Annotated in this window: 14 protein-coding genes; 4 read left to right on the top strand and 10 right to left on the bottom strand. The window is 61.0% G+C overall.

Features of this window, described 5'->3' with window-relative positions; translation table 11 throughout:
- Positions 1-34 precede the first annotated feature (34 nt).
- Complete coding sequence (locus tag ADJ70_RS02495) at positions 35-2,014, top strand: fructose-specific PTS transporter subunit EIIC (protein WP_050343204.1); 1,980 nt, start codon at positions 35-37, stop codon at positions 2,012-2,014.
- A 508-nt stretch (positions 2,015-2,522) separates the two neighbouring features.
- Here ADJ70_RS02495 and gtfA read toward each other — a convergent pair.
- Complete coding sequence (gtfA, locus tag ADJ70_RS02490) at positions 2,523-3,953, bottom strand: sucrose phosphorylase (RefSeq protein ID WP_050343202.1); 1,431 nt, start codon at positions 3,951-3,953, stop codon at positions 2,523-2,525.
- Between the two features lie 306 nt (positions 3,954-4,259).
- Here gtfA and ADJ70_RS02485 point away from each other — a divergent pair, with 306 nt between their 5' ends.
- Positions 4,260-6,227 carry a BMP family ABC transporter substrate-binding protein gene (locus ADJ70_RS02485; protein ID WP_050343200.1) on the top strand — a complete coding sequence of 656 codons (1,968 nt, stop codon included), beginning with the start codon at positions 4,260-4,262 and terminating at the stop codon, positions 6,225-6,227.
- A 28-nt stretch (positions 6,228-6,255) separates the two neighbouring features.
- Entirely contained in the window at positions 6,256-6,861 is a 606-nt protein-coding gene (locus tag ADJ70_RS02480; protein ID WP_050343198.1) for a metallophosphoesterase, read from the top strand.
- A 92-nt stretch (positions 6,862-6,953) separates the two neighbouring features.
- Here ADJ70_RS02480 and ADJ70_RS02475 read toward each other — a convergent pair whose 3' ends face one another.
- The 7 genes from ADJ70_RS02475 to ADJ70_RS02445 all read right to left on the bottom strand — a co-directional run bounded on the left by ADJ70_RS02475 (position 6,954) and on the right by ADJ70_RS02445 (position 16,298).
- Positions 6,954-8,201, bottom strand: a complete 1,248-nt coding sequence (locus ADJ70_RS02475) for a galactokinase family protein (RefSeq protein WP_050343196.1) — start codon at positions 8,199-8,201, stop codon at positions 6,954-6,956.
- Positions 8,198-9,775, bottom strand: coding sequence for a UDP-glucose--hexose-1-phosphate uridylyltransferase (locus ADJ70_RS02470; RefSeq protein ID WP_050343194.1), 1,578 nt, complete (start codon positions 9,773-9,775; stop codon positions 8,198-8,200). The genes ADJ70_RS02475 and ADJ70_RS02470 overlap by 4 nt, the downstream gene beginning before the upstream one ends.
- A 5-nt stretch (positions 9,776-9,780) precedes the next feature.
- Positions 9,781-12,000: an alpha-galactosidase gene (locus ADJ70_RS02465; protein ID WP_050343192.1), complete on the bottom strand. Its 2,220-nt coding sequence runs from the start codon at positions 11,998-12,000 to the stop codon at positions 9,781-9,783.
- Positions 12,001-12,099: 99 nt separating this feature from the next.
- Entirely contained in the window at positions 12,100-12,951 is an 852-nt protein-coding gene (locus ADJ70_RS02460) for a carbohydrate ABC transporter permease (RefSeq protein ID WP_050343190.1), read from the bottom strand.
- Complete coding sequence (locus ADJ70_RS02455; RefSeq protein WP_050343188.1) at positions 12,951-13,823, bottom strand: carbohydrate ABC transporter permease; 873 nt, start codon at positions 13,821-13,823, stop codon at positions 12,951-12,953. Before ADJ70_RS02455 ends, ADJ70_RS02460 begins: the two co-directional genes overlap by 1 nt.
- The gene (locus ADJ70_RS02450; RefSeq protein ID WP_216597301.1) at positions 13,820-15,169 is read right to left on the bottom strand and encodes an ABC transporter substrate-binding protein; all 1,350 of its coding nucleotides are present in this window, start codon (positions 15,167-15,169) and stop codon (positions 13,820-13,822) included. The genes ADJ70_RS02455 and ADJ70_RS02450 overlap by 4 nt, the downstream gene beginning before the upstream one ends.
- 19 nt (positions 15,170-15,188) lie before the next feature.
- Complete coding sequence (locus ADJ70_RS02445) at positions 15,189-16,298, bottom strand: ABC transporter ATP-binding protein (protein ID WP_050343186.1); 1,110 nt, start codon at positions 16,296-16,298, stop codon at positions 15,189-15,191.
- A 126-nt stretch (positions 16,299-16,424) separates the two neighbouring features.
- Here ADJ70_RS02445 and ADJ70_RS02440 point away from each other — a divergent pair, with 126 nt between their 5' ends.
- The gene (locus ADJ70_RS02440; RefSeq protein WP_050343184.1) at positions 16,425-17,309 is read left to right on the top strand and encodes an AraC family transcriptional regulator; all 885 of its coding nucleotides are present in this window, start codon (positions 16,425-16,427) and stop codon (positions 17,307-17,309) included.
- A 290-nt stretch (positions 17,310-17,599) separates the two neighbouring features.
- Here the strand turns inward: ADJ70_RS02440 and ADJ70_RS02435 are convergent, their stop codons facing one another.
- Together ADJ70_RS02435 and ADJ70_RS02430 are read right to left on the bottom strand one after the other, a co-directional pair.
- Complete coding sequence (locus ADJ70_RS02435) at positions 17,600-18,718, bottom strand: acyltransferase (protein ID WP_050343182.1); 1,119 nt, start codon at positions 18,716-18,718, stop codon at positions 17,600-17,602.
- The gene (locus ADJ70_RS02430; RefSeq protein ID WP_050343180.1) at positions 18,711-19,640 is read right to left on the bottom strand and encodes a ribokinase; all 930 of its coding nucleotides are present in this window, start codon (positions 19,638-19,640) and stop codon (positions 18,711-18,713) included. The genes ADJ70_RS02435 and ADJ70_RS02430 overlap by 8 nt, the downstream gene beginning before the upstream one ends.
- Positions 19,641-19,662 lie beyond the last annotated feature (22 nt).

Raw genomic sequence — 19,662 nt, 5'->3', positions numbered from 1 at the left:
CGGTCACGCAGGCGGACAAGAGAAAGGTGGGTACATGAAGATCACCGACCTGTTGAGACCCGAGGGTATCAAGATCAATGCCGTTCCGTCCGATCAGATGGACGCCATAGATCAGCTCGTCGCCCTGCAGGATGCCTCGGGCAACATCGCCGACACTGTGGAGTACAAGAAGGCGATTCTTGCACGTGAGGGGGAGTTCTCCACAGCGGTGGGAGATGGCATCGCGATACCCCATGCCAAGACGAAGGCCGTCAAGAAGCCCGGCCTAGCCGCGATGACGCTTGCCAAGGGCGTTGACTGGAAAGCACCTGATGATGCACCCGCGACGCTCGCCTTCATGATCGCCGCACCTGAGGGACAGAACAACGTGCATCTGGAGATGCTGGCAAAGCTCTCTCAGCTCCTGATGCACGAGGAGTTCGCTAACGCCCTGCGCTCGGCGAAGACGCCTGAGGAGTTCCTCGCGACCATTGACCGGGGCGAGGCCGAGCGTGACGCCGAGAAGGCTCAGGAGGCCAAAAAGGACGCGGCACCCAAGGCGGAGAGTGACCTACCCGAAGTCCTTGCCATCACGGCCTGCCCCACCGGCATCGCGCACACCTACATGGCAGCAGAGGCCTTAGAGAAGAAGGCCACAGAGATGGGCATCAAGCTCAAGGCCGAGACCCAGGGCTCCGCAGGCGCGAAGAACGTTCTCACCGCCGAGGAGATCGCCCACGCCAAGGGCATCATCATAGCGGCAGACAAAAACGTCGAGCGCGAGCGCTTCGCGGGTAAGCCGGTCTACTCCACGAACGTCTCCGCAGGCATCCAAGAGCCCGAGAAGCTCATCAACATCATCCTGAACGGCGAGGCGCCCGTACAGGAAGGCTCTGTCGCCACAGCAAGCTCAGCGATATCGGGCGAGAAGGACTCCGTCGGACATATTCTCTACAAGCACCTAATGAACGGCGTCAGCCACATGCTGCCCTTCGTTATCGGCGGCGGCATCCTCACCGCCATCGCCTTCCTGGTCGATATCAAGGCGGCAGGCACCGCTACCTATGGCTCGACGATCCCGGCCGCCGCGCTCTTCAAGACCATCGGCGGCGAGGCCTTTGGCCTGATGCTTCCCATCCTCGCGGCCTACATCGCGGAGTCCATTGCAGACAGGCCGGGACTTGCGCCTGGCTTCGTCGGCGGTCTCTTTGCGAAGACGGGCTATGACCTGGCCTATCTTGCCAACATTAACGCCGCCACCCCGCCCACCACCATCTCGGGCGGCTTTATCGCCGCGCTCTTCGCAGGCTTCGCAGCAGGCTACCTCATGCTGGGCATCGAGCGGATGTGCGACAACCTCCCTGCCTCGCTTGAGGGCATCAAGCCCATCCTGCTCTACCCGCTGCTGGGCATCTTGGCCATCGGCATCGTGATGCTGGTCCTGAACCCGCTCTTTGGCGCCATCAACACCGGCCTTTCCGACTTCCTGAACGGCATGGGTACGGGCAATATCGTGCTTCTGGGAGCCGTCGTCGGTGGCATGATGTCCATCGACATGGGTGGTCCGTTCAACAAGGCTGCCTACGTCTTCGGCACAGCGGCGCTCGTCACCCCCGGCGGGACTACTGGCCAGATCATCATGGCCTCCGTCATGGCGGGCGGCATGGTACCTCCTCTGGTCATCGCCCTCTCCACAACCTTCTTCAAGAACAGGTGGACGAAGGCGAATCGTGATGCTGGCCTCGTAAACTACATCATGGGCCTCTCGTTCATCTCTGAGGGCGCCATTCCCTACGCCGCCGCCGACCCCGGACACGTGCTGCCGTCCTGCATCATCGGCTCGGCTATCGCGGGCGGACTTTCCGCGCTCTTTGGCTGCACACTGCCTGCCCCGCATGGCGGCATCTGGGTCATTGCTGTCATCGGTAATCCCCTGATGTACGCTGCATCCGTACTTATCGGTTCTGTAGTGGGTACCCTCATCATCTCGCTATGGAAAAAGGCACTTCCCGCGTCGGAGTCTGGACTCGCGTAGCGGTAGTTTGAACGAGCCCGCACGATTTGAGCGGGCGTGTAGAGGTGCACGACGGACGGGGGCGGTCACAGACGTGGTCGTCCCCGTTTCTGCTACTTGGCACAACCCGCCCCGCAGGCTGGCGGGGGGGTTGCTCGAGCGCATTTGCCCAGTTGAGCCTCTTTCCATAGTGCCCCGCAGCCTGGCGGGGGGTTGTCCGACACCTCCCGGGCGCCGCAGCGTGACGGAAAGGCGCAGTTTGCGCGATCTGGGGATCGCAGAGTGCGCCTTTCCGTGAGTCGATCAGGACAGAATGCGCTTTTCCGTGAGGCGTCTGGACCAGAATGCGCTTTTCCGTGAGGTGGCGCCACGTTTGCCCAGGTGAGGAAAGGCGCACTCTACGAAAAAGCGCATTCTGCATGTGGGGCATAACGAAAAAGCGCAGTCTGCGGTCGCGGCGTCACCAAAAGGCGCAGTCTGCGTGCGCGCTAACCGTGAGTCTCAACCAAAACCCCGCCCACAACTCCTCCTATGAGTGTGTGAGCGTGAAGCTGTGCTCAGCGAGCCTAGCGTCAAGTTGCGCCCAGGCGCTGCCATCAGGACTCGTCCGGCGGATCGTCAGCGCACCGCCTTCGCCGACGGTAACCTCGCACTCACCCTCGACATCGAAGGCAGGGTGGGCGTTCCTGAGCTCCATGAGCTCGATGAGCCTGCGCACCACGGGCCGCTCGACCTCGCGTGCAATCTCCTCGAGCGTGTAGTAGTGGCGGTTGATGTTGCGCCCCTCCTTTGTTGCCTCGAGTAGCTCGAGGTCATTGGCGCCTGCAAGCAGTCCCACGTAGTACACCATGGGAATGCCCTTGGCAAAGAACTGGATGGCACGGGCCAGCAGGTAGGCGTCATCATCATTGCCCAGTGCTGAGTAGTAGGTGGTATTCACCTGATAGATGTCGAGGTTGTTGTAGGCCTCGGTGTTATAGATCCTCTTGACGTTAGCTCCCTCGGAGAACATCTTCTCCTTGGTGAAGTCCACCGCCTCATCGGGCAGGAGGTCCTTGACATCCACGATGCCCAGGCCGTCGTGGGTGTCAAGCGTCGTGAATTGGTGCTTGGGACTCATGTCAATCCAACGCTTGAGGTAGCGCCCGTCACCGGAGTAGAGCGCATGCAAGGTGAGAACCGGCAGCGCGAAGTCATAGATCCAGTAGCCCATCTGCGCTACCTTCATCTGGATGGTATAGTGCTCATGAATCTCCGGCAGGACCATCGTCCCAAAGGGGTCGATCACCTTCTGCATCTCCTGAAGCAGCTTCCCCGTCTCGGGCTGAACGAAGAAGCAGCTCGTACCCGCCTTCTTGACCGCGTAAGCAAAGGCGTCCAAGCGTATGATCGATGCGTTGTTGTTGGCCATATGCTCGAGCGTCTCTTTGAAGAAGCGCTGTGCGCGCTCGCTCTTCACATTGATGTCTATCTGCTCCTCACCGAAGGTACACCAGAGCTTCTCGCTCGTGCCGTCAGCGAACGGCACCTCCACGTAGGGTGCCCGTGGCTTGCGCTTGTAGATGGCATCGACCTCCTCCTGCGTGGGAAAGCCGCCCTCCCTTCTCCAGAAGTCCTTGTAGCGGATGAAGAAATCCGAGAACTCGGAGGCGTCCTTCTTGGCCAAAAAGTCCTCGAAGTAGGGAGAGTGGCGCGAGATGTGGTTGATCATGAAGTCGAACATGAGGTAGCGTCTCTGTCCGATGCGCCTGACATCATCCCAGCTGCCGAACGCGGGATCCACAATGTCATAACGCATCGGTGCGAAACCGCGATCTGCGGAGCTTGGGAAGAATGGCAGGATGTGCACCCCTCCCACAGCTTGATCGAAGTACGTCGCGAGAACCTCGTCGAGCTCGCGCAGGTTCTTGCCCAAGCTATCGGCATAGGTGATGAGCATGATCTTGTTGTCAAACTTCATATACGTGCGCTCCCTTCGGCCCAGCTGAGGCGGGCGTGACATGTCAGATCCCGTTGTGCCTATCATATCAGCGTCTGCAGGGCGGGGTGTCGGCACATGTGTCCTATGAAGACTCAGATGTCAGCGTCTCGATGGAATGCGAGGCCTCGCGCGCTCCACCGGCCTTGCCGCCCGTAGGCGTGCTATGCTTGGGTCCGGTGGCACGCATGATTGTGGCGTCCACAGAACTGGGACGCTGGCGTGCGCAGGTACCTGGCCCACAGTCCCATGGGAGGTAACCCACAGCCCCAAGGGAGGCGATCAGGGGTGTCAGAACACTACCGTAAGGCCCGTGCCCTCGGGCGCAGGCAGGTCAGGGATGACATAGCCAGGGGGATCTACCCCTATCTGCCGGCGCTCGACGCCATGGTCGATGACATCGCCACCTTGCACGAGCTGCCGATCGGCCTCATGGAGATACGCTGCGAGCTCATCATGGGCACGCGCACGCGCGGCCGCCAGAGCATCTTCTCCCGCAGCTTCATGCCGCTCGCAGATAGTAACTCCGAGTTTGCCGAGAAATGGTCGGCGCTCTTCCAGTCGCAGCTCGACGAGGGGATACGGGACCCCATCAAGGTATATGAGTACCTCCAGCGATTCTACGTGCTTGAGGGAAACAAGCGCTGCTCAGTCCTGAAGTTCCTTCACATGCCGACCATCCAGGCCGAGGTCACTCGCATCTTGCCACACCGCAGCGACGACCTGGAAAGCCGCCTTTACTTCGAGTTTCTGGACTTCTGGAGGGTCTGCCCGCTCTATGGCCTCTTCTTCTCGCGTCCGGGATCGTACGGCCTTCTTGCACAGCTTCTGGGACGTGACCTCGCGCACCCGTGGCCCGAGGACGAGGTGCGCGCACTCCGCACGTTTCTCGGCATCTTCACCGAGGTGGCACAGTCCATGACGGACGATGGTCAATCCTTCGCCGTGGGTGACGCGCTTCTTGTCTACCTCAAGCTCTTCGGTGCCTCTGCGGTGCGTGAGCTCTCTCCCAAGCGGGTGGAGGAACGGCTCTCGTCCATCTGGAGCGAGCTTGACGTGAGCCTGGGCGAATCTGAGGTCACCTTCGTCGAGGAGCCGCAAAGGGAGACCTCTGCGGCGACGCGCGTGATCACGGGCCTCGTGCGCAACTACCAGGAGCGCACGAGGCAGGCGCGGCCCCTGCGCATCGCCTTCCTCTTTGAGGGAAATCCCGAGACATCAGGCTGGACGCGCTCCCACGACGATGGCCGCAGGTATCTGGAAGAGCAGATGGGGGACGACGTCGAGACCCTGCCCTTCTACGATCGGGGCAACCAAGAGCGTTTTGACGCCGCCATAGCCGCCGCCGAGCTGGACGAGGATGACCTCGTGATCACCACATCCCCACGCCAGATGGGCATGACGCTCGCCGCCGCCGTGGCGCACCCGCAGATGGAGTTCCTAAACTGCTCCATCAACCTCACGAGCGCACGCGTGCGAACGCTCTACTCGAAGATGTACGAACCCAAGTTCATCCTTGGTGCCATCGCTGCAAGCGTAGCAGAGAACCATCACATAGGCTACCTGGCGAACCACCCCCTCTACGGCACCCTCTCGGAGGTGAATGCCTTCGCGCTGGGAGCCCAGATGGTTGACCCAAAGGCCCGCGTGCACCTGCGGTGGTCGTCCCTGAAGGGCCATGACTGGCATAAGGAGATGCTCGCCGAGGGCGCTCGGGTGATCTCGGGTCAGGACTACTACGACCCACGTGGCGCTCTGCGCTCATTTGGCGTGTGGGTCGAGGATGCCGAGGGTACCTGCCAGCTTGCCTATCCGCTCTGGGGCTGGGGCCGCTGCTTTGAGCTCGTCAGCCGCTACCTCATCGATGACCTCTGGGAACGGGGGGGCTCCGTTCGCCACCAGGCACTCAACTACTGGTGGGGCATGGACTCGGGCGCGGTGGACATACGGCTCGCAGACAAGCTACCGGCGGGCTCGCGCCGCCTGGCCCTACTCCTTCGCAGGGCCATCGTGGAGCACGTGACCAGCCCCTTCGAGGGGCCCATACGCACCCAGGAAGGCCTCGTGGGAAAAGACGGCGCCTGCCTCGCCAACACAGAGATCGCGGGTATGCGCTGGCTCTGCGCAAACGTCGAGGGACGTCTGCCTACCTACGACGAGCTCACAGACGACGGCAAGGCCATCGTCCGCGTGAGCGGCATCATTGACGCACCCCTTGAAGCCGTGCCGCGCCGAAAGCCTACGGGGGCAACATGAGCAAAACAGGCGTGGATGGGACGGCCGCATGAGAATACTTGCAATAGCCGACGTCGAGGAGCCCTGGCTCTATGATCATCTGGACCGCCACCGCCTGGACGAGGCCGACCTGATCATCTCCTGCGGCGATTTATCCGCACGCTACCTTGAGTTTGTCGCCACGATGGCGCGTGTGCCGCTTCTGTACGTGCCCGGCAACCACGATGAGGCCTACGTGAGCGCACCTCCCGAGGGCTGCATCAACATCGATGGCAGGCTCTGGGAGGGCAAGGGACTGCGCATCTTTGGGGCAGGCGGCTCCATGCGCTACCGCACCGGCACCTACATGTACACCGAGTCACAGATGAGAAGGCGTGTGCGAAGGTTCGTCCTACGCCGACAGCTTGCCCGAGGCCTCGACATCCTCGTGACGCACGCGCCGGCACGCGGCTACGGGGACCTCGATGACCTTCCCCACCGAGGCTTCGAGGCCTTCAACGAGCTCATGGACAAGTACAGGCCCTCCTACCTACTGCACGGGCACGTACACATGAGTTATGGGCGCATAGAGCGTAAGCTCATCCACCCCAGCGGCACGAGGATCCTCAACGTCTACGGCTCCCAGCTCATCGACGTTACGAAACCCACACGTTGAGGCTCGCTCCGGCGGCGTCCTTGGCACTGTCTTTGGCGCACGCACCCGCCTTGAGCCCTGCGCAGCAAGTCGGAGCCCTGCGTTAACGAAGGCTAGCTGACCTGCGTCGCACCTGCCTGACGGATGCCCAAGGGGTACGCGTTGCCCCGCCCGACATAGCGAGAGATGAACTCCACGTAGCCTGTGACCTCCTCCGTGGGAAGGACGCACATGAGCACGCCCGCGAAGCCGCCACCATGGATGCGACAGACGCCTGCCCCAATGCGAGAGAGGTAGGTCTCCGTGAGGGCAAGGGCTAGCGGTATGGGCTGTTCCTTTGAGGAGCCGGGCACCACGGTGTTCTGCAGCCACTTCCATGACGAGTTGCCCGAGGCGCGAATGAGGTCCAGCACCCGGCGTCCATCCTTTGCGTCGAGCGCCCGGGCCGCCTCGTCCACACGGTCGCATTCTTCGAAGAAGTGCAGGGCCCGCAAAAGGGCGCGATCGCAGCCCAGCTCGTCCCGGATGCGGGGCAGCTCTGCGAGCAGACGCTCCTCGCTGGTCTGGCAGAGCAGGTCTACACCAAGGGCCGCTGCCACAAGACGCATCTCGCCAGGTATCGCCGAGTACTCCGCCGAGAGGTCGGCGTGGCCCCTACCCGTGTTCACGATCACCAGGCCACAGCCCACGTCATCAAAGGAGAAGTCCAGCTTCCGGCAGCTCACGCCCGAGGAGAAGTCAAGCAGTATCGTGCCCCCCATCCCACAGGCCATCTGGTCCATGAGGCCGGAGGCCTTGTTCCAGTAGCGGTTCTCGGCAAACTGGCCCGCCCGCGCGATGGTGGCAATATCAAGGGAGCCGCCGTTGAAGAGCCCGCTCACGAGCGCGCCAACGAGCATCTCGAACGATGCCGAGGAACTCACCCCCGCAGAGGGAATGACCTCTGACGAGACGTACGCGTCAAAGCCGCCAAGTCGGCAGCCCCGCTCGCGCAGCGCGACCATGAGACCGGCGACAAGCGGGGTCGAACCCGCGCCTGGACCTATTGCGTCCAGCCTCGCGAGGTCCACGACAATCGGCTCTCCGTAGCCCTCGCTCACGATGCGCACGAGCGAGCCCTTAGTCGGCGCTGCGACGCAGATGCTGTCCATCGTGATGCTCGCAGCCAGAATCTTCCCACCGTTGTGGTCGGTGTGGTTGCCGATGATCTCGCTGCGACCGGGGGCCGAGAAGTACGAGACCGCGCCAGCCTCCCCGAAGTGTTCCACAAAGCCCCTGGCAAGCGCCTCATAGCGCGCCTGCGCCCGCACAGCGTCATCGCCGTAGACGCGCTCCAAGCCCCCAAGACTCACGCCCCTCATGTCAGCTCCCTTCCACCCATACTCCTCACGAAGCGTACGAAGGCGGCATTTCCCGCCGCATCGTCCTTGAAGACGCCACAGTCCTCCAAGACACGAGCGAAGACCTGACCGATCTCGTCTTGGATCACCTGCCTCACGACCTCAGTGTCCACACCGGGCACAAGCTCCGGGTGGCGATCCAGTATCTCGTGTGCCCAAGGCACATGGCTCGCAAGCTCGGGAATGCCCTCCATGTCCTCGCCCGCACGGATGGCCTCCTGCAGTCGCTCCATCTCGTCGAGCAGGCGCGCAGGCAGCACCGCCAACCCCATCACCTCTATGAGGCCTATGTTCTCACGCTTGATGTGGTGCAGCTCCGCGTGCGGGTGAAAGATGCCGAGCGGATGCTCCTGGCTCGTGCGGTTGTTGCGCAGCACGATGTCAAGCTCGAACTCGCGGTTACTGCGCCTGCGGGCTATGGGCGTGACGGTGTTGTGCGGCTCGCCTCCAGACGCGGCGAGCACGCCCACGGACTCGTCGCTGTAGGCACGCCAGGCCTCGAATATCCGGTTGCCAAGGACCTCCAGGCTAGACTGCCGCTTGCTGCTCAGGCGAATAACCGAGAGCGGCCAGTCAATGATGGCCGCACGCACGTCCGTGAAGTCGGGGAACTCGATGTGCCTTTTAACCTTTGCCCGCGCCATCGCGAACTGGTAGCGCCCTCCCTGAAAGTGATCGTGTGCAAGGATGGACCCACCCACGATGGGCAGATCGGCATTGGAGCCGATGATGTAGTGTGGAAAGGTCCTGACGAAGTCGAGCAGCCGGATGAAGGTCTTTGACGTGATGCTCATCGGCACGTGACGCTTCGAGAGCACGATGCAGTGCTCCGGGTAGTACGCGTAGGGCGAGTACTGAAGGAACCACTGCTCCCACGCAAGCCTAACGGGCACGAGGCGAAGGGTCTGACGGGCAGGATAGTCCAGACGACCCGCATAGCCCTCGTTCTCGCGACAGAGCATGCAGGGGGGATATGAGTCCCCGCTCTTCGTGCGAGCTGCGGCAATGGCACGCGGGTCCTTCTCGGGCTTGGAGAGGTTTATCGTGATGTCGAGCTTGCCATAGCGCGTGTCGCTCGCCCACGTGCGATTCTTGCGCACGCGGTAGGTTCTGATGTAGTCTGAGTCCTGCGCGAGCTTGTAGAGGAAGTCTGTGGCTTTTGTGCCAAAAAATAGACGGTACTTCTCGAACAGGTACCTCACCATGCTTGGTGGCGGCGTGATGCAACCCATGATCCGCGTGTCAAAGAGGTCACGACTTGCAGTACCATCCTCGCAGACCCCACGTGAGACCGCGTCATCGAGCAGATAGGCAAGGATGTCCTCCAGGGCGCCGTACCAGACGGGCCGCAGGGGGTCGAAGTCAGGCCCAGGCTCAAGCTGCAGGACGTCCAGCAGGGCGTTCGTCACGAAGATCCTGTCATCTTCGACGACAAGCTCCTTGTCGACCCCATAGCTCACCAAGGCGCCCACCGCCTCCTCGGGGCTCGAGAACCAGCTGCGTGAGAAGCTTGACGTCGGTTTGTAGGTACTCATGGGCCTTACCTCCTCGTTCCCTCTTTTATGTCAGCGACGCCATCACAACGCAACAAATGGACCTGTACACTATCATACAGGCTTCTGGCCCCTGACAGTGGCATCCCCATGTCCATGAGGGCGTCTGCCGGGTAATACCGCCCGCTTGCTCGCTCGACATACGTCGCACCTGGGGTAAGGCCACAGGGCACCAGGTAGCGCATGCCCTCGTTGGCCTCGACCCTCAGCACAACCGCGCATACAAGCGCCTCGTCTCCATCGGCCGAGACGTACTCCCAGCCCACGACAGCGTCACGCTGCGGATCCCCTAGGCGCCAGTAGCGGCCCTCGCGCACCAGATGAGACAGCTTTCTGAAGTCTTGCACCTGCCCACGAATCGTATCCAACTCCTTCTTTGAGAGCCGCTTCGGATCCAATTCATAGCCGAAGGTACCGGCCATGGCGACGCAGGCTCTCGTGGCCAGTGGAGTGACACGCCCATTCATGTGGTTGGGACAGGCGGATACGTGCGCCCCGACGGCGGAGCTGGGGTAGCCAAACGAGCTGCCGTACTGGATAGTGAGGCGATCGACCGCGTCGGTGTTGTCGCTGCACCAGATCTGGGGGGTGTAGTACAGCATGCCCGCGTCAAAGCGACCGCCACCGCCCGCGCAGCCTTCTATGAGCAGCGTGGGGTAGCGGGCGATGACGCGCTCCAGCAGCCCATAGAGGCCCAACATGTACCGATAGGGCACGGCTCCCTGGTCACGGGCTCCGTGAGAGTACACGTCGATGATGCTGCGGTTGTAATCCCATTTCAGGTATTCGATGTTACCCTGGTCAAGAAGGCTGCATATCTGCTCGAACAGGGCATCAACGACCTCGGTACGAGAGAGGTCAAGCACGAGCTGGTCTCGACCGAGGACCGGGTGCTTGCCCGGGATGGCAAGCGCCCAATCGGGGTGCGCACGAAAGAGCTCGCTCTTCTCGCTCACCATCTCGGGTTCCATCCAGATGCCAAAGCTCACACCGAGATCGTTCACACGCCTGATGAGCTCACCGAGGTCACAACCGAGCTTCTCCTCGTTCACCCACCAGTCACCGAGCGCCTTGGTGTCGTCGTTTCTATCAGAGAACCACCCGTCATCGAGGACGAGCAGGTCTATCCCCAGATCGGCAGCCTGGCGTGCCATGCCCACGATGTCCTCACCCGTGAAGTCCATGTAGAAGGCCTCCCAGCTGTTGAGGAGCACGGGTCGCTCGCGGTCACGCCAATATCCCCTGCACACGCGGGTGCGGATGACCTCATGGAGCTGCTGTGACAGGCGAGCGAGCCCCTCGGCCGAGAAGCTCATGATGACCTCAGGGGCAACGATGGACTCACCTGGGTCCAAGGGGTAACTGAAGGCCTCCTCACCAAGGCCCATCTGCGCACGGATCTGGTCATACTGGTCCCGCTCGACCTCAGCCTTGAAGGCGCCACTGTAGACGAGCTGCAAGGACCAGCAGCGTCCCGCCCTCTCGTCCGTCATCCGATCGGCGAGCACGAGCAGGGGGTTATACTGGTGTGACGAGATGCCGCGCCGACTCCCGATGAGTCGAGAGCCCGGCTCCACGCGCTGCCGCGAGGGGATGCGCTCCATGGCATGACGACCATAGAAGCAGATGAGGTCGAGCTCGCCGTGCACGAAGTCGAGGCAGGCGCTCTCGAGCTTGTCCACGAGAAGCGCCCCTTTCCCCTCGTTTCTCACGATGGCCGATCGACAGATGACGTCAAGCCTGGGAAGCACGCCATAGAGCAGCTCGACCTCAAGGCCGAGGCGCGGATCCTGAAGGATCACGGAGAGGGTCTGGGCGCCGTCACCCTCCTCGTCGTAGGCTGCAGGCAACCCTGGGAGCGAGTACTTCCCGTCTCGTATCCGAAACGACGAGAAGCGCAAGTCACAGCCAAAGGCACCGCTCGCGTCCCTCACGCGCAGAAGCGGACTCCTGCAGTCACCGGCACCTTGGAAGGGAAACTCCTGCGGCAACGCATCGAGCGAGTAGGTCCTGTCGCCCAGGGCGGCGGGAGGGTTTGCCGAGCCACCGCGATCGGCATAGGTGAGCAGGTAATCCATGCACCCCGCGCTCCTCGTGCCATAGTACAGGTGTAGGAGGTAGCCCTTGGCATCCACCTGCATCTGGTAGCTCGTGTGATCGGTCACGATCGTAAGGGTGTTGCTCTTCTCGTCATACAGGATAGGCATTCGCCTTGCTCCATCTCTTACTGGGCGGTGCCTGGGACAACCGCCTCAAACCACACGTCAAGGCGGCGCCAAGAGGACCAGGCGCCACCTTGACGCCCATCACTTGACCGCACCGCTCACCACGCCGTTGATGATCTGCTTCTGTGCGAACAGATAGAAGACCAGCATCGGGAGAAGTGCCAGCAGGTAGGACGCGAAGGCGAGGTTGTAGTTGGTGCCAAACTGCGTCTGGAAGGTAAGCTGGGCCAAGGGCAGGGTATTGATGCCCGAGCCGGACATGATGACGAGCGGGGTCATGACGTCGTTCCAGGTACCCAGTGCCGTGAGGACCGCCACCGTCGCGTGCATGGGCATCATAAGCGGAAAGATGATCCTCCAGTACGTGGTCCAGGTGGAGGCCCCGTCCACGCGCGCGGCCTCCTCGAGGGCAACCGGAATGTTCTTGAGGTACCCCGTGTACAAGAGCACATTCATAGGCATGTAGAACACGGTGTAGAGCAGGATGACACCCACAATGTTGTCGAGGTGCATCTCGGCCGTCTGCTTGATGAGAGGCATCATCAGGATGGCGAAGGGCACGAACATACCGCTCACGATGTAGTAGTAGGAAAGCTTGAAGCCCTTGTGCGACTGCATGGCACGCCCGATCACGTACCCTGCAAGCGAGTGGACGATGATGGCGAGCCCCATCGTGGCAGCGGTGACAAGGACACTCGCCCCAAGGGAATTCCAGAAGTCGGTGACCTCGATGGCCTCGGCGAAGTTCGAGAAGTCCCAGGTCCTAGGCAGGCAGAGTATGCTCTCAAGGGTGTTGGACATCTCGCTCGGCTGCTTGAAGGCTATGACGATTGTCAGGTAGAGCGGAAAGAGCACCGTAATAAGGCCGATGATGAGCAAGATGGTGACAGGCCAGTTGTAGCGCTCGTGAGTCTTCGTTGTCTTGACAGACATCACAGTTGCTCCTCTCTGTTAGTAAGGAAGCGCATCTGCAGGACCGATATCGTGACGATCACGATGAAGAAGATGACCGCATTTGCGCTCTGGAAGCCAAACTGCCCACCGCTCATGCCGTTCTTGTAGATGAGGTACGAGATGGACTCGGTACTCTGCGCGGGACCTCCGCTCGTCAGGGAGACGATCTGGTCGAACACCATCAGGAAGTTCTTCATAGAGAGCACGAGATTGATCGTGAAGAAGGGAAGGATGAGCGGGAAGGTGAGGTGGCGAAATCTCCTCCATCCCGTGGCCCCATCGAGCGAGCCGGCCTCGTAGACGTCCTCGGGCACCGTCTGTAGACCCGAGATGTAGATGAGCGTCGTCATCGCGATGGACTGCCAGGCGCACACCACCACGATTGCCGTCCAGGCCCACTCCTTGCTTGCGAGCAGGCTCGTCGTGTTGGTAAGCACGGGGACGATGTAGGTGAAGAAGTAGTTGAAGATGTAGCCGACAACGAGGGCGCCTAGGATGTTGGGGATGAAGTAGAGTCCGCGCAGCGCACTCTTGAAGCGGATCCTGCTGCTGAGCGCGAGAGCCATCATGAGACTGATCACGTTCGTGACGATGGTTGCGACGATCGCCAACTTGAAGGTGAAGAGGTAGGAGTTGCCCACGCGCAAATCTGAGAAGAGGTCGGCGTAGTTCCTGAGTCCCACCCAGTCAAAGGACCCATAGCCCTTGTAATTCGTGAAGCTGTAGATGAGGCCCTTGATGAGGGGCAGCGTGTTGAAGGTGAAGAAGAGGATGAGCACGGGGATCAAGACCAGCAGAAACATCCTTCTCCTGTCACTGGCCCCCTTGAGCTTTCCTGTCGTGTCGCTCATTGGTCAGCACCTCCCTTTCCGTGGGTCTGCTCGTATTCTTGAACCTTGCGGATGACGTCTCGGTTATAGCGCTTCCAGTCGGTATCAAACTTCGAGAGGAAGGCGTCCACGTCGCCGTCGATGACGAAGGCCTGGATCATCGCGTCGACCGACATTTCGCTGGGATAGTGATGGTCTTGGTAATCTGCGACCCGTGCCCCATCGATGTAGCCCCTCATACCGTCGAGCATACCCGAGAGTCTGAAGTCTCCATTGAGGCAGGGTACGGCGATCTGGTCGTCTATGTACGTCTGGATGTTTGGGGCATCGGTGAGAAAGTCGAGGACCTTGTAGGCGCCCTCGACGTCCTCGCAGGCGGTCGTAACGCAGAGCTGCAGGTCAACGCCAGAGTTGAGGACGAGCTGGCTGGGGTCGTCAGAGCCCGGCATCACGAACGAGTCTATGTCAAGATCGGGATTCACCGAGAGAATCTGTGGGATCGCGTAGGATCCGATGGGGTACATCGCCGACTCGCCCTTCGCGAATGCGGTGCAGGCATTGTTGTAACCATAGGCGACCGGACCCTCCTGCGCGTAGCTGACGATCTTCAGGAGCTTCTCCGCAGGGTCGCGGTAGTACTCAGAGAAGCGTGCCCTTCCCTCGTTCACCTGCTGGTAGAGGTCAGTGGGCGCGAGCTCGACCGCCAAGGCGTTCCACGGTGCGAGGCAGGTCCAGGTGTCCTTGAGGCCTAGGTAGAACGGCAGGACCCCCTCGCCCCTGATCTGCTCGCAGAGCGCCATGAGCGCGCTCCAGCTCCCGGGGACGTCCCACCCTCGCTCCTTGAACATCGCGCGGTTATAGAGAATGCCGGCCGCGTTCGACATGTAGGGAACGCCGAAGCTACCCCTTGTGGGCACGTACTCCAAGGTCTCCAAGATGTCAGTGTACGACTGCTTCACCTCCTTAAACCTCGGGTAGTCAGAGAGGTCCCGAAGCACACCTGCCTCCACGAAGTCCGAGTAAGTGATGTCCCCACCGATCGCGATGATGTCGGGATAGTTCCCTCGAATGAAGCGGGTCTTGAGGACCGTTGTCGCATCATTGGGACAGCTGATGCTCACCTTGATATCATCGTGAGAGGAATTGAAGCGCTCCTCCAAGGCGTCAAATATCTTGACCGCCTCGGGCTTGTACGTGACGACCTCTATCTGAGAGACTCCGTGCGCGTCAGTTGGCCTGCCGCAGCCAGAAAGACCACACCCCATCGCCGCAACGACGCTCGCGGACAAGCCAAGAAATGATCGGCGGGAACACGGGAGGCCTGGCAACGTGTGCGCCATACTCCGCTTGGTTCGTGTCATACTCATGCCCTCACTCCCTTCTGCATCAGTGAGCTATGGCCTGCTCGCTGTCCTTGTCGAATAGATGAACCTTGTCCAGGTCGAAGGCGAGCTGGATCTTCGAGCCCGTGCGAGCGGTCGTTTCAGGGGACACGCTGGCAGAAATCGAGGAGCCGTCTGAGTCACAGTGGAGCATGACCACCGACCCGAGCAGCTCATATACATCCACCTTGGCATCAAAGGGCTCGCTCAGGCGCTTGCCCTCCGCAGGAGCACCAAGCTCATGCACATCCTCGGGACGCACGCCAAGCTCGACCACCTTGCCGTCGTAGGGCTCGACCGCCTTGGCCTTCTTGCCATCGAGCAGCACTGCGTGCCTACCAAAGGAAAGGCAGGCGCCTCTGGGCTCCATGCTCACCCTGGCGTCTATGAAGTTCATCTGCGGGGATCCGATGAAGCCAGCCACAAAGAGGTTGCAGGGCCGCTCGTAGAGGCGCCGTGGGGTGTCAACCTGTTGTATCTCGCCGTCCTTCATGACAACGATGCGCGTACCGAGCGTCATCGCCTCGGTCTGGTCGTGCGTGACATAGATGATCGTCGCACCCAAGCGATCGTGGAGCTTGGAGATCTCGGCGCGCATCTGGACGCGAAGCTTGGCGTCCAAGTTCGAGAGCGGCTCGTCCATGAGGAATACCTTTGGGTTGCGCACGATGGCGCGGCCCATGGCGACGCGCTGACGCTGGCCTCCCGAGAGCGCACGAGGCTTTCTCGTAAGGAGCAGGTCGAGGTCAAGTATCTTGGCCGCCTCGCGTACCTTCCTGTCGATCTCGTCTTTGGGAGCCCTCTGCATCTTGAGCGCGAACGCCATGTTGTCATACACGCTCATGTGCGGGTAGAGCGCATAGTTCTGAAAGACCATCGCAATGTCGCGATCCTTGGGCTCTACGTCGTTCATGGTCGCACCATCGATCCTGAGTGTGCCTGAGCTAATGGTCTCGAGACCCGCAACCATGCGCAGCGTCGTGGACTTACCGCAGCCCGAGGGACCAACGAAGATGACAAACTCCTTGTCGGCGATGTCAAGGTTGAAGTCCTTCACCGCCTCATAGCCGTTGGGATACCTCTTGCCAATGTGTTCCAGCGTAAGACCCGCCATCGTCTCTCCCCTTTCATCCCCACGCAGTGGCCTGTTGAGTAAAATGTACATAGTGTGGAGGACGACTTGAATGGCATATTGCTATATAAATATGGATAAATGCTCGATCCAACGCATGGGAGCTAGATGGCCGATCTCGTCTCTTCGGTATTCAAGGGTGGTGGGTTCATTGACATCACACCCTACCAGTACGGGCGTGAGGTCTGTGGGCCAGGATATGCGTTTGGTCCTGCCAGGCGCAGTCACTACCTCTTTCACTACGTTATCCTGGGTAAGGGGCGACTCGACTACACGAGGCGAGACACAAAGGTCAGTTGCATCGAGCTGGGGGCGGGAGAGGGCTTCATGATCTTTCCCGAGCAGGTGAACACCTACCAGGCGGACTGGTCGTTCCCGTGGCAGTACATCTGGATCGAGTTTGATGGCCCCCGAATGCGCGAGCGGCTTGAGGCGCTGGGACTTAGCGAGGACAACCCCCGCTACCGGCCCACCTCCCAAGAGCAGCGAGACCGCATGATGCAGGAGATGCTCTACATTGTGGACCACAGAGATGAGAGTCCTCTGAGCGTCATGGGTCATGTCTGCCTCTTCTTTGACTCATTCATGAGATCGATGGAAAGACCGACTGCCAGTGGAGAGGAGAGGCTCGAGGATCGCTATGTCCGGGAAGCGATCCGCCTCATCGAGGAGGGCTATCAGGACGGCATCACGATAGAGGAGGTTGCCGCAGGCGTCGGCCTCAGTCGAAGCTATCTGGGTTCGCTCTTCAAGAAGGTGGTAGGTCGCTCGCCCCAGCAGCTTTTGATGGAATGCCGCATGAGCCAGGCGGCGGAGTTACTCAAGCTCACGTCCCTACCGATCGCACAGGTAGGTAGGGCCGTAGGCTATGCCAACCAGCTGCACTTCTCACGCGCCTTTAAGAGCTACCACGGCATGTCACCCCGGGAGTGGCGCAGGCGTGGTCTTGCGGGAACACTTCCTGAGCGGGAGATCCCGATCATGTTCCAGTAGCCAGAGGTCAGACGGCCGACCCTCTTTGCGAAGTGAGTGATCCACTCACTTTGTAGAGCTGAAGTGAGTGGATCACTCACTTCGAGAATTCCTTCAATAAGCCTCTGACCTGCACATATTCTATTCGCTGGTATCGCTGCACGGCTCGTTTGACGAGAAAAACCACTCACTTCGTGGCGACGTTGTGAGTGATTCACTCACAACGCGACCGAGCAGTGCGGGGTGCCGCCGTGCATGTCGTGGCGCCGCCGAGCAGTGCGGGGTGCCGCCTTGCGCGAAGAGCGTGACGCTCAGATCTTTTTCGCAAAGCCCGGAACCCTGCGCACGCAGCGGACGACGCCCATGGAGCCGAAGATGCCGAGGGTGACGATGGCGAGCTGCAGCAAGAGGATCCCCATGCTCCCAAAGCATGCTGCCACGCCCGCGACGGGGCCCAAATCGATGAGCAGATGGGCGAAGAGCGGATGGATCACATAGATACCCAGGCTATAGTCGGCAAGCACGCATATCCACGGGGCACCGACCTGCCGCGAGTCCAAGAACCTTCGAGCAAGCACAAAGACGCCAGCGCCAAAGGGCAGCACGAGGGCATACTCGGGAAGGACGAGCTCACCAATGTCCACCCACATGGCCAACACACCCAAGCTGGCGGCCAGCGCACCCACCGCCACCCATGCGGGCCAACGTCTTAGGATGCGCCCCCCGCTATGGTGCAGCAGATAACCCGCCAGGTAATACGGCAGCGGAAACGCCCAGCCGCAACCGGTGGCAACGACCTGCACCGGACCCTCTTCACACCCCAGTACCACAAGCGTGGGGGTGCCGCAGCAGAGGAGCCACAGTGCGACACACGCAACGCAGAGAGAGCGCCAGGAAAGGCGGCGCACCGCCCAGCGCAGGAAGGGCGTCAGCACATAGAGGCCAAGGGTGGCGTAGAGGTACCAGAGGTGATCCCAGGAGTGTCCCCTCAAAAGATTGGCGAAAGCTACGACAAGCACCCTAGCATCGACCATCTTGGCATCGTAGGCGACCTCCATGACGCAAAACGCAAAGCCGAAGGTGGCCAGCACGAAGACGATGCGCCAGATGTGACGTGCGAGCTTACGCGGGGGCATCTCCCTGGCAGGGTCGAGCATGAGGGCGCCGCTCATCATCAGGAAGACCGGCACCGCCCAGCGCGATAGAATGGCCACCCCGAGCGTCTCCGCACGCACGAGTGCGGGCACCGTAGCCTCGAGCTCGTCTGCCAGCTCGACCGAGCGCACCGCATGTAAAAGGACGATGGCTACGGCGCCCAGCGCCCGCAGCCACTGTAGATACCAGACGATACCCGCAGTGGCTGCATCGGCTGCGGACGCCTCGGCCTCCGCAGCCACCAGCGTATCGGACCCCGTGGTGCTCCTACGCACGCGTTCTGTGGTCCTCCACAAAGCTCTGGACCTCGCTCCAACTGGGAATGGACTCCTGGGCGCCCACCTTCGTGAGCGAGAGGGCTGCAGCGGCCGACGCATAGACCATGCTCTCGGCAAGGCTGCCACCCTCGGAGAGGCGGGCGGCAAGCTCGCCCACGTAGGTGTCGCCACCACAGGAGGCATCGACGACGTCAACCTCATAGCCAGGTACCCTCAGGTAGCTGCCGTCCACCAGCGTCGCAGATCCCCTCTCCTTGAGCAGGATGACCGTGTCTTTCACACCCTTGTCGGCAAAGAGCCTGAGCGCCCTCTCGCAGGCCTCGTCGTCCACAGGCTGGATGCCACTCAGGTACGCACAGTCCGTCCTGTTGATAATGAGCAGGTCAAGTCCCTGATATGCCTCGTCAGGAAGCTCATGGCGTCCCGATGCGTTAAGCATGGTGAAGAGGCGGTTCCTCTTGGCACAGGCAAGCGCCTGCATCGCGACATCAAAGTCCACGCCAAGCGACATCAGGAAGATGTTCTTGTGCTGCCCGAGTCCATGGATGGCTGAGCGCACCTCCTCGTACGACATCTTCTGGTTCGCGCCAGGGTCAACGATGGAGAAATACTCGCTTTGCGAGCGTACGATGAGGGCAACGCCTGTCGCGGCACGCGCCGTAAGGCTCACGCTCATGACCGAGACGCCATGGTTGGTGAGCTCGGAGGTGATCTTGCGACCGTTGTGATCGTTTCCCACCTTGCCCACCATGAAGGTATCGGCACCCATGCGGGCGGCGGCCACCGCCTGGTTGCCCCCCTTACCTCCTGGGGTCGCTAGGAAGCCCCTTCCCACGACCGATTCGCCCGCACTGGGGATCCTGCTGCTCTCGATGGACATATCCATGTTGAGTCCGCCAAAGACGATGATCTTCTTCATGAGGTGCACTCCCCTTCTCTTA

It is taken from the genome of Olsenella sp. oral taxon 807 (genome assembly GCF_001189515.2).
Classification (GTDB): Bacteria; Actinomycetota; Coriobacteriia; order Coriobacteriales; family Atopobiaceae; genus Olsenella_F.
The sequence above is the reverse complement of the archived record's forward strand: the minus strand, read 5'-3'. Positions and strand labels throughout refer to the sequence as shown.

Coding starts and splice junctions, on each gene's coding strand:
- ADJ70_RS02495 (WP_050343204.1), top strand. CDS start 35: ATGAAGATCACCGACCTGTTGAGACCCGAGGGTATCAAGATCAATGCC.
- gtfA (WP_050343202.1), bottom strand. CDS start 3,953: ATGAAGTTTGACAACAAGATCATGCTCATCACCTATGCCGATAGCTTG.
- ADJ70_RS02480 (WP_050343198.1), top strand. CDS start 6,256: ATGAGAATACTTGCAATAGCCGACGTCGAGGAGCCCTGGCTCTATGAT.
- ADJ70_RS02475 (WP_050343196.1), bottom strand. CDS start 8,201: ATGAGGGGCGTGAGTCTTGGGGGCTTGGAGCGCGTCTACGGCGATGAC.
- ADJ70_RS02470 (WP_050343194.1), bottom strand. CDS start 9,775: ATGAGTACCTACAAACCGACGTCAAGCTTCTCACGCAGCTGGTTCTCG.
- ADJ70_RS02465 (WP_050343192.1), bottom strand. CDS start 12,000: ATGCCTATCCTGTATGACGAGAAGAGCAACACCCTTACGATCGTGACC.
- ADJ70_RS02460 (WP_050343190.1), bottom strand. CDS start 12,951: ATGTCTGTCAAGACAACGAAGACTCACGAGCGCTACAACTGGCCTGTC.
- ADJ70_RS02455 (WP_050343188.1), bottom strand. CDS start 13,823: ATGAGCGACACGACAGGAAAGCTCAAGGGGGCCAGTGACAGGAGAAGG.
- ADJ70_RS02450 (WP_216597301.1), bottom strand. CDS start 15,169: ATGAGTATGACACGAACCAAGCGGAGTATGGCGCACACGTTGCCAGGC.
- ADJ70_RS02445 (WP_050343186.1), bottom strand. CDS start 16,298: ATGGCGGGTCTTACGCTGGAACACATTGGCAAGAGGTATCCCAACGGC.
- ADJ70_RS02440 (WP_050343184.1), top strand. CDS start 16,425: ATGGCCGATCTCGTCTCTTCGGTATTCAAGGGTGGTGGGTTCATTGAC.
- ADJ70_RS02430 (WP_050343180.1), bottom strand. CDS start 19,640: ATGAAGAAGATCATCGTCTTTGGCGGACTCAACATGGATATGTCCATC.